This is a genomic window from Hymenobacter sp., assembly GCF_031398885.1.
Classification (GTDB): domain Bacteria; phylum Bacteroidota; class Bacteroidia; order Cytophagales; family Hymenobacteraceae; genus Hymenobacter.
The window spans coordinates 1-11,814 of sequence record NZ_JANNOD010000094.1 but is presented as its reverse complement, the minus strand read 5'-3'; the positions used below and the strand labels follow the sequence as shown (position 1 = coordinate 11,814).

The following is an 11,814-nucleotide window of genomic DNA, read 5'->3' as shown; positions in this document are numbered from 1 at the left end:
CCCCCCCCCCGGCCCCCGCCGGGGGGGGGTGGGGCCCCAGCGTTTTGTTTTCCCCCCCCCCCCCCCCCCCCCGGGGGGGGGGCCCGGGGGTGGGGTGCCCGGCAGGAGCCAGGCGACAGGTCGAAGTCAGCCCCCAAAAGATGTACCCGCCGCAACAGCCGCCGTGGCTACCTTGCAGGTGCGGCACCCGGCCGCGCCGGTTTCCTTTTCATTCTCATTTCGTATGAAAAAACTGCTTCTTTCCGCCACGCTTCTGCTTGCCGCCGCCGTGACCCAGGCCCAGGATTTTCCGTACCAAACGCCGCCCAAGGCCATTCAGGACCTGCTGCTGGCCCCGCCCACGCCCCGCGTCAGCCTCTCGTCCGACGGCCAGACCCTGGCCCTGCTGCAGGTGCAGGATTTTCCTACGGTAGCTGAATTGGCCCAGCCCGAGTTGCGCCTCGCCGGCTTGCGCTTCAACCCTCGCACCAACGGCCCCAGCCGAGTGAGCTACGCGGTGGGCATCAAGCTGAAAAAGCTGCCCGGCGGCCCCGAAACCGCGGTGAGGGGCCTCCCCGCCCAGGCCCGCATCAGCGGCGTGAGCTGGTCGCCCGACAACCAAACCATAGCCTTCGCCCTGACCACGCCCGGCACCGGCACCGACGGCCGCGTGGAGCTGTGGGTGGCCGACGTGGCCGGCGCCACCGCCCGCCGCCTGCTGGCCGCGCCGCTCAACGACGCCTTCGGCAACTCGTTTGAGTGGGCGCCGGACAGCAAAATCATCCTGGCCCGCACCGTGCCCGCGGGCCGGGGCGCCGCGCCCGCCCTCGACGCCGCGCCCACCGGCCCGGCCGTGCAGGAAAGCGGCGGCGGCAAGCAGTCGGGCGCCCGCACTTACCAGGACTTGCTGAAAAATCCCGCCGATGAGCGTCTGTTCGACTACTACGCTACCGCCCAGCTGGTGAAGGTGAGCCTGGCCGACGGCGCCGCCCAGCCCCTGGGTCCGCCCGGCGTCATCCAAACCGCCTCGCCCTCGCCCGACGGCCGGTACGTGCTGCTGCGCACCCGCCACCGCCCGTACTCCTATACGCTGCCGCTGAGCAGCTTCCCGCAGCGCGTCGACGTGCTGGACCTGGCCAGCGGCGCCCCGGTGAAAACTATCGCCGACCTACCCCTGGCCGACGCCGTGCCCACCAATTTCGACGCCGTGGCCACCGGCCCGCGCGGCCACGCCTGGCGCGCCGACGCGCCCGCTACCATTTACTACGCCGAAGCCCAGGACGGCGGCGACCCCAAGGTGAAAGCCGCCATCCGCGACAAAATATTCACTTTGGCCGCGCCCTTCGCCGGCGCCGCCCAGGAGCTGGCGGCGTTGCCGATGCGCTTTGGCGGCCTGTCGTGGGGCAACGACCAGTTGGCCCTGGCCGACGGCTACCGCTGGGCCGACCGCCACCAAACCACCTGGCAGTTGAACCCCAGCGCGCCCGCTGCCCCGCTCACCGTGCTGTTCGACGGCTCCTCGCAGGACACCTACAAAGACCCCGGCACGCCCTACGAGTACCGCAACGCCCAGGGCAAGCTCGTGCTGCTCACCGGCGGCCCCGCGGGCCAGAGCATCTACTTGCTGGGCAACGGCGCCTCGCCCGAGGGCGACCGGCCCTTCGTGGACGAGCTGGACCTGAGCACCAAAAAAACCACCCGCTGGTGGCGCTCGGAGGCGCCGGCCTACGAAATCCCGGTGGCCATTCTCAACGCCCGCGGCCAGCAGCGCCAACTGCTCACCCGCCGCGAGTCGGCTACCCAGGCCCCGAACTACTACCTGCGCGACGCCACCAAGAAAGGCAAGCTGACCGCCGTCACGAAATTCGCCAACCCCTACGCCAGCTTCGGCGGCAGCTTCCAGAAGCAGGTGCTCCGCTACAAGCGGGCCGACGGCGTGGACCTCACCGCCGACCTCTACCTGCCCCAGAACTACAAGAAAACCGACGGCCCGCTGCCTACCCTGATGGAGGCCTACCCCGTCGAGTTCAAGGACAAGAACAACGCCGGCCAGGTGAGCGGCTCGCCCCACACCTTCACCCGCCTGAGCTGGGGCTCGCCGGTGTTCTGGGTCACGCAGGGCTACGCCGTGCTGGCCAACGCCAGCATCCCGATTGTGGGCGAGGGTAACAAGGAACCCAACGATACCTACGTCGAGCAGTTGGTGAGCAGCGCCAAGGCCGCCATCAACGAAGGCGCCCGCCTGGGGGTGGTCGACGCCAAGCGCGTGGGCGTGATGGGCCACAGCTACGGCGCCTTCATGACGGCCAACCTGCTGGCGCACTCCAGCCTGTTCAAGGCCGGCCTGGCCCGCAGCGGCGCCTACAACCGCACCCTCACGCCCTACGGCTTCCAGGGCGAGGAGCGCACGTTCTGGCAGGCCCCGGAGGTGTATAACGCCATGTCGCCGTTCAACTACGCCGACAAAATCAAGACGCCCATTCTGCTCATCCACGGCGAGGCCGACAACAACTCCGGCACCTTCCCCATCCAGAGCGAGCGGTTCTACGCCGCCCTCAAGGGCCAGGGCGCCACCGCCCGCTACGTGGTGCTGCCCGCCGAGAGCCACGGCTACGCCGCCCGCGAAAACCTGCTCCACATGCTGTGGGAAATGGATTCGTGGCTGAACAAGTACGTGAAAGCGCCGACGCCCCCGCCGGCTAATTAGTGACGCCGCAACGTGCGGGTTTGGCGACGGTGAGGGGCGTGGCACTACTACACAGCAGGCTGCGCTTTTTATAGTAACCCGCCGGTTTACTCCAACTCCACCACATTTAGAAAAATGGCCGTCCCTCTGAAGGTTATTCAGTCTTGCACCCGAACAACGGCGCATCTTTCTTGACTAGCTTCTCGAATAGGTTAACCATCATGGGCATTAAAATAAGCATCGGCGCCGTTCAACCGTTGGCCATCAAGTGGACATCCTTCCTGTTCACCGCCGGGGTCTGTGCCGTAGTGGCCCTTACATTTGTTTGGTCTGCAAAACCGGGCTACGAGTTTGGGTTAGCCATTGTCGCCCTTCTGCTCGCCTGCATCTACTTTCGGACCCTTCACACGGCCAACGTTTACGTGTGCAGTTCAGATTTCCTCATCGAACATGCTGTAAAGGGTACAATAGTTAAGGACTTTGCGCTTTACCGCAAAGTCGAGGTATCGTATTTCTACTACTGAGTGGTATTCAGCGATGGTACGCACTACTACTTCTCCCCCAGTTTCACTGGCCTGTGGCAAGCGTTCATCAAGGATAGCCAAGGGTATTCGAACTACGTGGGCGGTCTGATCAATGGCGAACGTACATTTCCCGGGTCGGGGCCTGCGCAGCAAGCAGTATTTTAAAAGTAGGGAGCCTATCGATACTGAAAAAGCAAAAGAGAGTTTAAGGCCTCTTTAAGTGAACTGCGTGCCGTGGTCCTGTCGCGGCCTTGGCCTTGATAAATGGACAGAGGATTCAGGCCGAATTCAGAAAACGAGTTTACGAAATCAGCTTTCGAAAAAAGCGCTTTGTGCTGAGTTCTGTAAACTATTTTAAAATGCCGCTGCCAGCCATGCTGAGAGCAGCAGACCCAGCCCCATGGTTGATAAAATCGCCTGGCTACACTTGCACGGCGGCCGCCTGCTCAGCACCCGCAGCCGCGGCAAGGACCGGTATTACCTCCCCGGCGGCAAGCGCGAGGCCGGCGAAACCGACACCCAGGCGCTGGTGCGCGAAATTAAGGAAGAGCTGACCGTGGACCTGGACCCGGCCAGCCTGGCGCACGTCGGCACCTGGGACGCGCCCGCCCACGGCCACCCCGAGGGCGTGCTCGTGCGCATGACCTGCTACCGCGCCCGCTACGCCGGGCACCTGCGGCCGGCCGCCGAAATCGAGGAGCTGGCGTGGCTCACCTACCGGGACCGGCCGCGGGTATCGGCGGTGGACCAGCTGATATTTGACTCGCTGCGGGAACGGGGGCTGCTGGCGGAATAAGGCCCGCAGCGGCTCCTGCGTTTGCAACAATTTGTGGGAGGACAAGTAAACCCGAAGACGCTAAGTGCCTTGCGGGGCCAGCGCACTCTTTTACTTATTCTTTTTTCGCGATGCTAAGCAAACATATTATGACCCTGGCGGGCCTGGCCCTGCTGGCCGCTTGCAGCGGGCCCAGTCAGCAAGAAAAACAGGAAGCCGCGGCCACCACGCCGGCCCAAACGGTGGCCCCGCCCGCCGCCCCCGCCTTGCAGTTGCCCGCGCCCTACGCCACCGAATCCGTCTCGAACCGCGTGAACGTGGTGGGCTGGCCCGCCGGCCGCACGCCCACCGCGCCCGCCGGCTTCACGGTGGCCGAATACGCCAGCCGTATGGACAGCCCGCGCTGGATGTACGTGGCCCCCAACGGCGACGTGCTGGTGGCCGAGTCGACCACCGTGCCGACGACGACCAAGAGGAAGGTAGTCGCGGCGCTCAGGCTCGACAAGTCCCGCTCCCTGCGCGCCGAAAGCGCCAACCGGATTACGCTGTTTCGGGATACCGATAAAGACGGCAAGCCCGACGTGCAAACCACTTTTCTGGCGGGCCTCAACCAGCCGTTCGGGATGCTGGTGCTGGGCAACTCGTTCTACGTGGCCAACACCGACGGCGTGCTGCGCTTCCCGTACACGCCCGGCGCCACCACCATTTCGGGCCCGGGCCAAAAAATTCTCAGCTTGCCCCAGGGCGGCTACAACAACCACTGGACCCGCAACCTGCTGGCCAGCCCCGACGGCCGCAAAATCTACGTGAGCGTGGGCTCGGGCAGCAACGTGATGGAGCACGGGGCCGCGGATGAGGTACGCCGGGCCAACATTCTGGAAATTAACCCCGACGGCACGGGCGAAAAAATCTACGCCAGCGGCCTGCGCAACCCCGTGGGCATGGCCTGGGCCCCCGGTACCACCACCCTCTGGACGGCCGTGAATGAGCGCGACGAACTGGGCGACGAGCTGGTGCCCGACTACATGACCAGCGTGCAGGAAGGCGGCTTCTACGGCTGGCCCTACGCCTACTACGGCCCGAACGAGGACCCCCGCCGCCAGAACGAGCGGCCCGATTTGGTCAAGAAAACCCTGGTGCCCGACGTGCCCCTGGGCGCGCACACGGCTTCGCTGGGCCTGGCGTTCAACGACAAGGCGGCCTTCCCGGCCAAGTACCGCAATGGCGCCTTCATCGGCCAGCACGGCTCCTGGAACCGCACGGCGTTTTCGGGCTATAAGGTGGTGTTCGTGCCCTTCGCCAACGGCAAGCCCAGCGGCCCGCCCGAGGATTTCCTCACCGGCTTCCTGGCCGGCGGCGACTCCAAGGACGCCTATGGCCGGCCCGTGGGCGTGACCATGCTGCCCGACGGCTCGCTGCTGGTGGCCGACGACGCGGCCGACAAAATCTGGCGGGTGAGTGCCCGACAGATATAGTCCCGCGCGGCTCTTTCCAGACTGCTTGTGAAGCCAAGCCCCGGCGGGCGCCCCCGGACCACGTGGTTTGCGGGCGCTCGGCTGGGGCTTTTTGCTGAAATCTGGCGCTAGCGCTGTGCTCTATGCCAGGCGCCGCGGGCCGCGGTTGAAACAGCAAAGTCGGAATCTGCTTTACATTTAGAGCACCGCAATCATCAGCGGTCGTAGCCACCCCTAACTCATCCTATGAAAAGCTTTTATGCTCCATTGGTCGTTCTGCTCCTGAGCGCAGCGGCCCACGCGCAAGCGCCCCTCAAAACGCTGCCTTACCCGCCGACGAAAAAGGTGGACACCGTGACCACCTACTTTGGCACCAAGGTGGCCGACCCGTTCCGTTGGCTGGAAAACGACCAGGCCGCCGACACCAAATCTTGGGTGCAGGAAGAGAACAAAGTGACCCAGCATTACCTGGCCCAGATTCCGTACCGCGACGCCATTCACAAGCGCCTCGAAACGCTGTGGAACTACGAGAAATACAGCGCCCCATTTAAGGAAGGCAAGTACACGTATTTCTCCAAGAACACCGGCCTGCAGAGCCAGTCGGTGCTGTACCGGCAAGTAGGCGCCGGCGCCCCGGAGGTATTCCTCGACCCCAATAGCTTCTCCAAGGACGGCACCACTTCGCTGGCCGGCATCAACTTCACCAAGGACGGCAGTCTGGCCGCCTACCAGATTTCGGAGGGCGGCTCGGACTGGCGCAAGGTGATTGTGCTGAAGACCGCCGACAAGTCGCTGGTGGGCGATACGCTGAAGGACGTGAAGTTTTCGGGCCTGGCCTGGAAGGGCAACGACGGCTTCTACTACAGCAGCTACGACAAGCCCAAGGCCGGCAGCCAGCTGGCCGGCAAAACCCAGATTCATAAGCTGTTTTACCACAAGCTGGGCACCCAGCAGAGCACGGACAAGCTGGTATTTGGCGGCGAGAAAACGCCCCGCCGCTACATCGGCGCCGGCCTTACGGAGGACGAGCGGTTCCTGGTCATCAGCGGGGCCAACACCACCAGCGGCAACGAACTGTATTTGCAGGACCTGAGCAAGCCCGGCAGCGCCATCGTGCAGGTGGTCGACAACGAGAAGAGCGAAGTCAACGTCGTCGACAACGTGGGCAGCAAGCTCTACATCTTCACCAACCTGAACGCGCCCAACGGCAAGCTGGTGACCGTGGACGCCGCCAGCCCCCAGCCGGCCAACTGGAAAGACCTCATCCCGGAAACCAAAAACGTGCTCAGCGTGAGCACCGCGGGCGGCAAAATCTTCGCCAACTACCTCAAGGACGCCACCTCGCTCATCGAGCAGTACGACCTGAGCGGCAAGAAGGAGCGGAGCATTGCCCTACCCTCGGTGGGCTCGGCCGGCGGCTTCGGGGCCAAGCGGGAGGAAAAGGAAACCTACTACACCTTCACCTCCTACATCTACCCGCCCACCATTTTCAAGTACGACATTGCCACCGGCAAATCGACGGTGTACAAGAAGGCCGGCGTGCAGTTCGACCCCAGCAAGTACGAGTCGAAGCAGGTGTTTTACACCTCCAAAGACGGCACCAAAGTGCCCATGATTATCACCCACAAAAAAGGCGTGGTGCTCAACGGCAAAAACCCCACGCTGCTCTACGCCTACGGCGGGTTTAACGTGAACATCACCCCCGGCTTCAGCACGTCCAACATCGTGCTGCTCGAAAACGGCGGCATCTACGCCGTCCCCAACCTGCGCGGCGGCGGCGAGTACGGCGAAAAATGGCACGAAGCCGGCACCAAGCTGCGAAAGCAGAACGTGTTCGACGACTACATTGCCGCGGCCGAGTACCTGGTGCAGAACAACTACACCAGCAAGGACTACCTGGCCATCTCGGGCGGCTCGAACGGCGGCTTGCTGGTGGGCGCCACCATGGCCCAGCGCCCCGAGCTGTTCAAAGTCGCCTTCCCGGCGGTGGGCGTGATGGACATGTTGCGCTACAACCAGTTCACGGCCGGCGCCGGCTGGGCCTACGACTACGGCACGGCCCAGGACTCGAAGGAGATGTTCGAGTACCTATACAAGTACTCGCCCTACCACGCCCTGCAGCCCGCCAGCTACCCCGCCACCCTGGTCACCACCGCCGACCACGACGACCGGGTGGTGCCCGCGCACTCGTTCAAATTCGCCTCCCGCCTGCAGGAAACCCAGAAAGGCCCGGCCCCCGTCCTTATCCGCATCGAAACCAAAGCCGGCCACGGCGCGGGCCGCAGCACCGCTCAAATCATCAGCGAGCAGACCGACAAGTGGGCCTTCATGTTCCAGAACATGGGCGTGACGCCGTACCAGAATAACTAGCCGTTAGCAGTCAGTGAAAAGCCTTGCCGTCCATCGGGGCGGCAAGGCTTTTTTGGGGCCATGCAGGCCGCTTTTGCGTGCGGTATTCTTGGCGTGTGGTTGGTTGTTAAGCAGTCGCGCACAAGTAACTGAAGCTGATTGAAGAAGCACGTCATTCCGCGCTGGCCGAGGAATCTCGCCCGATTCAGCCGCGCCGCCTACCGGCGCGAGCGAGATTCCTCGGCCAGCTCGGAATGACGTGCTGCTGGCGTTGGTATTACGTAGCAAAAGGCTTTTCGCCCTCACATTTCAGGACAGCGCCTGGGGCGAGGGCGACGAGCCGGCTGGCCGGGACTTGTCCTGCGGGAGGGGTACGAACTCGGCGTTGTCGTTGGGTGGTAGCACAATGCGGCCAGCTGCCCAGTCGGCCTTGGCCTGCTCGATGCGCTCGCGGCGCGACGACACGAAATTCCACCAGATGAACCGCTCGCCCAGCGGCTCGCCGCCCAGCAGCATCAGCGTGCTCGGCTCCAGGGCCACCAGCACCGGGTCGAGGCCGGGCGTAAACACCAGCAATTGGCCCGCGACGTAGGCGCGGCCGGCCACTTCCACGCGGCCCTTGGCCACGTAGGCGCCGCGCTCGGGGTAGCCGCGGGGCGGGCCGAAGCGGGCGCCGGCTTGCAGCACCACGTGCAGGTAGAACAGCGGCGAGTGCGTCTTCACGTCGTTGCGCAGGCCGAAGGCGTTGCCGGCAATGAGGCGCAGCCACACGCCGCCGTCGGTGAACACGGGCAGTTCCCGGGGCTGGTAGTTGGCGAAGGCGGGCGCGGCTTCCTCGTCGACTTCGGGCAGGGCCACCCAGGTCTGCACCATTTCCAGGGCGCCGCCAGCCAGCGCGGCCGGGTCCTCAAACCGCTCGGAGTGGGCAATGCCCGAGCCGGCCGTCATCCAGTTCACCTCGCCGGGCCGGATGATTTGCTCCACGCCCAGGCTGTCGCGGTGCGTGACTTGCCCGCCGAACAGGTAGCTCACGGTGCTCAGCCCGATGTGGGGGTGGGGCAGCACGTCGAGGCTGGCCAGTTGGGCGGGCGCCACGGCCACGGGCCCGGCGTGGTCCATGAAAATGAACGGGCCCAGCATGCGCCGCAGGCGGTAGGGCAGGATGCGCCGCACGTCGAAGCCGGGGCCGATGGACGCGGGGCGCGCGTCGATAACAAGGTCGAGCATGGCAGGGGGCGTAAAGTCTTGCTAAGCAACTGTTTTTATTGATGGGGGGTTTGCGTCCTCGTGCCAGTTACCCGGCACCGCGACGTGGGGGCCGAAAGATGCCAGCGGCGCCCAGGCAACGGCACCCTGGTAGTGCCTGGTTTCCCTGCCGCCGCCACGGCCAACCCAGCCCCGGGTTGCCGGAATCCAATTACCTTCCGCCCCATGAACATTTCCCTGCCGGCCCTGGTGATAACGGGCGTATCCAGTGGCTTGGGGCTGGCCACGGCCCGCGCCTTTCTCCGCCGCGGCTACCGCGTGTTTGGCAGCGTGCGCACCCCGGCCGATGCCGCCCGCCTGCAAGCCGAGCTGGGCGAGCATTTCGTTCCGCTGCTTTTCGACGTGACCGATGCGCCCGCCATTGCCCGGGCCGCGACTGAAGTGGAGCGCCAGCTGGCCGGCGAGCCCCTGCGCGGCCTCATCAACAACGCCGGCATTGCCCTTGGCGGCCCGCTGCTGTACCAGCCCATGGACGTGGTGCGGCAGCATTTCGAGGTGAACGTGCTGGGCCTGGTGCAGGTCACCCAGGCGTTTTTGCCGCTGCTCGGGGCGCGGGCCGATTTTCGGGGGCGCCCCGGCCGGGTCATCAACATTGGCTCGGTGAGCGGGCAGGTGGCGTCTCCGTTTATGGGCGCCTACGTGGGCACCAAGTTCGCCCTGGAAGGCCTCACGGCCACCTGGCGCCGGGAATTGCAGCTGTTCGGCGTGTCCGTGGTGCTCATCGGGCTGGGCGTGACCCAAACCCCCATCTGGGACAAAGGCATGGACCTGGAACCCTACCGCGACACGCCCTACCACGGCGCCGCCCAGCGCTTCGCCGGCTTCGTGAACCGCACCCGCGCCAAAGGCCTCACGCCGGAGTACGTGGCCGGGCGCCTGGTTGGCATTTTGGAAACGCCGCGCCCACGCCTGCGCTACGGCATCGCACCGGACATCCTGCGGAGTTGGGTAATACCCCGCCTCATCCCCGCCCGCCTTTTCGATTGGCTCTTGGGCAAGGGCATCGGGCTGCTGCCCCAGCGCAAGAAAATATAGCGGCCCGCGCGGCCCGCCCGAACGTTGCCGAGAGAACTGCTCTGCGAAGAATAAGGAGAGCCTGCGAAGTTTGCCCGTGAACAACTTTTCAGTAGACATGGCGGTATCATCGATCCTTGGCGATTCGCAGGGCGCGGTTCGCTAGTCGCGGCTTCGCCCAGGTCCGCTGCGAAATAATCTCCCCAACACGTTTTAAGGATTCAATTTTGGCCGAACAACCCCCAGCTACTCAACGCGGCGCAAACGCAGCACCGGCCACCATCGTGCTGGCTGGCGCCACCGGCGACCTCGGCTTCCGCATTGCGCAGGCCCTCCTGCGGCGCGGCGCGGTAGTGCGGGCCCTGGTCCGTTCCGGCAACGCCAAACCGGAAGTCACCGCCCTACGCGGGATGGGGGCCGAAATAGTGGAGGTCGACTTCAACAGCGTAACCGCACTTATGAAAGCCTGCGCGGGCGCGGCCTGCGTGGTGTCGGCCCTGTCCGGGCTGCGCGACGTAATTGTGGACGGCCAGAAGCGCCTGCTCGACGCCGTCGTGGCCGCCGGCGTGCCCCGCTTCATTCCGTCGGACTACTCCATCGACTACACCAAGCTCCCCAACGGCTCCAACCGCAACCTCGACCTGCGAAGGGAATTCAACCAACGCCTCGACCAAGCCCCCATCCAGGCCACGTCCATCCTCAACGGCATGTTCACCGATTTGCTGACCGGGCAGGCTCCAGTGGTTTTGTTCGGCCTGAAACGGGTGCTGTATTACGGCGATGCCGACCAGCCGCTGGACTTCACCACCACGGCCAATACCGCCGAATTCACGGCCGCGGCCGCCCTCGACCCCACCGCGCCCCGCTACCTGCGCGTAGCCGGCGAAGTAGCCACCGTGCGCGGCCTGCAAGCGGCCGCCACCGCCGTCACGGGCCAGCCGTTCAAGCTGCTTCGGGTGGGACCCGTGGCAGTACTGGGCGCCATGATTAAAGTGACCAAGGCCCTCATGCCCACCAGCGACGACGTGTTCCCACCCTGGCAGGGCATGCAGTACCTGCACAACATGTTCACCGGCCTTCCCAAGCTCACGCCGCTGGACAATGCCCGCTACCCCGATATCCGCTGGACTTCGGTGCGGCAAGTGCTGGCAACCCGGAAATAGCGCCCCGCTCGCGGCCGGGCCGAGCGATGCGAGAACCGTTGAGCGAAACCGGAACCCCAGAGGCTACCCCGGCGCGGGTAAAACGCCGCGTAACTCGTGCCGATGATGGAGGGGAATCGATGCCTTCCGGCACTTGGGTGACAGGCTGTTCTGCCGCAGCTTGCTGTTGCGGGCCCAGTAGGCTATACTCGGGGCGAAGTGGTTTGCGAAAAAAGGAGTCGGGTGCGGGATAAATTGCACTGTTCGTGGAACCCGAAGCACCGCCGTCCTCAGTGCGCTGTTTCTAACAGGCAACTCACCTCTGACTACGCAGCCGATGAAAAAGCGCTCTACCATTATCGTGTTGGGAATCCTGTTCGACCTTTTTTCATGCAATGGTAGAGAGCAACCCGAAGCAGCAAAGCAAGAAGGCGCGGATACCAGCCCCCCCACTGCACTTTATACAGAATCAAACAAGCAATTTTGTCCGCTTCCCCATTCGGTAAGCCAGTAGTTAGCAGAGGTTAAGCCGCTTGTTTAAATTCGAGTGGGGTCATAAAATTCAAGGCTTGGTGCGGCCGTTGGGTGTTGTAGTCGAGCATCCACTCGTCCACCAGCTGGCGCG

The 11,814-nt window shown here is 64.5% G+C and carries 10 protein-coding genes; 8 read left to right on the top strand and 2 right to left on the bottom strand.

Features of this window, described 5'->3' with window-relative positions:
- The first annotated feature begins 223 nt into the window (after nucleotides 1-223).
- The 5 genes from RMO51_RS18025 to RMO51_RS18005 all read left to right on the top strand — a co-directional run bounded on the left by RMO51_RS18025 (nucleotide 224) and on the right by RMO51_RS18005 (nucleotide 7,788).
- The gene (locus RMO51_RS18025; RefSeq protein WP_310396964.1) at nucleotides 224-2,686 is read left to right on the top strand and encodes a prolyl oligopeptidase family serine peptidase; all 2,463 of its coding nucleotides are present in this window, start codon (nucleotides 224-226) and stop codon (nucleotides 2,684-2,686) included.
- Between the two features lie 200 nt (nucleotides 2,687-2,886).
- Nucleotides 2,887-3,189, top strand: coding sequence for a hypothetical protein (locus RMO51_RS18020; protein WP_310396962.1), 303 nt, complete (start codon nucleotides 2,887-2,889; stop codon nucleotides 3,187-3,189).
- 400 nt (nucleotides 3,190-3,589) lie between these two features.
- Nucleotides 3,590-3,985: an NUDIX domain-containing protein gene (locus RMO51_RS18015; RefSeq protein ID WP_310396960.1), complete on the top strand. Its 396-nt coding sequence runs from the start codon at nucleotides 3,590-3,592 to the stop codon at nucleotides 3,983-3,985.
- Nucleotides 3,986-4,095: 110 nt separating this feature from the next.
- Nucleotides 4,096-5,439: a sorbosone dehydrogenase family protein gene (locus tag RMO51_RS18010; protein WP_310396958.1), complete on the top strand. Its 1,344-nt coding sequence runs from the start codon at nucleotides 4,096-4,098 to the stop codon at nucleotides 5,437-5,439.
- A gap of 225 nt (nucleotides 5,440-5,664) precedes the next feature.
- The gene (locus tag RMO51_RS18005; RefSeq protein ID WP_310396956.1) at nucleotides 5,665-7,788 is read left to right on the top strand and encodes a prolyl oligopeptidase family serine peptidase; all 2,124 of its coding nucleotides are present in this window, start codon (nucleotides 5,665-5,667) and stop codon (nucleotides 7,786-7,788) included.
- Nucleotides 7,789-8,076: 288 nt separating this feature from the next.
- On the opposite strand, the gene RMO51_RS18000 is transcribed toward RMO51_RS18005, so the two are convergent.
- A complete protein-coding gene (locus tag RMO51_RS18000) occupies nucleotides 8,077-8,994 on the bottom strand; it encodes a pirin family protein (protein ID WP_310396954.1) in 918 nt (305 codons plus the stop codon).
- 204 nt (nucleotides 8,995-9,198) lie between these two features.
- Between RMO51_RS18000 and RMO51_RS17995 the strand changes: the two genes are divergently transcribed.
- The 3 genes from RMO51_RS17995 to RMO51_RS17985 all read left to right on the top strand — a co-directional run bounded on the left by RMO51_RS17995 (nucleotide 9,199) and on the right by RMO51_RS17985 (nucleotide 11,703).
- A complete protein-coding gene (locus RMO51_RS17995) occupies nucleotides 9,199-10,068 on the top strand; it encodes an SDR family NAD(P)-dependent oxidoreductase (protein ID WP_310396952.1) in 870 nt (289 codons plus the stop codon).
- Nucleotides 10,069-10,274: 206 nt separating this feature from the next.
- Complete coding sequence (locus RMO51_RS17990; protein WP_310396949.1) at nucleotides 10,275-11,210, top strand: NmrA family NAD(P)-binding protein; 936 nt, start codon at nucleotides 10,275-10,277, stop codon at nucleotides 11,208-11,210.
- Nucleotides 11,211-11,526: 316 nt separating this feature from the next.
- Nucleotides 11,527-11,703 (top strand): hypothetical protein, encoded by a 177-nt coding sequence (locus RMO51_RS17985; RefSeq protein WP_310396947.1) that lies wholly within the window; start codon nucleotides 11,527-11,529, stop codon nucleotides 11,701-11,703.
- A gap of 10 nt (nucleotides 11,704-11,713) precedes the next feature.
- Here the strand turns inward: RMO51_RS17985 and RMO51_RS22625 are convergent, their stop codons facing one another.
- The gene (locus tag RMO51_RS22625) at nucleotides 11,714-11,803 is read right to left on the bottom strand and encodes an integrase core domain-containing protein (RefSeq protein WP_409025038.1); all 90 of its coding nucleotides are present in this window, start codon (nucleotides 11,801-11,803) and stop codon (nucleotides 11,714-11,716) included.
- Between the last annotated feature and the right edge of the window lie 11 nt (nucleotides 11,804-11,814).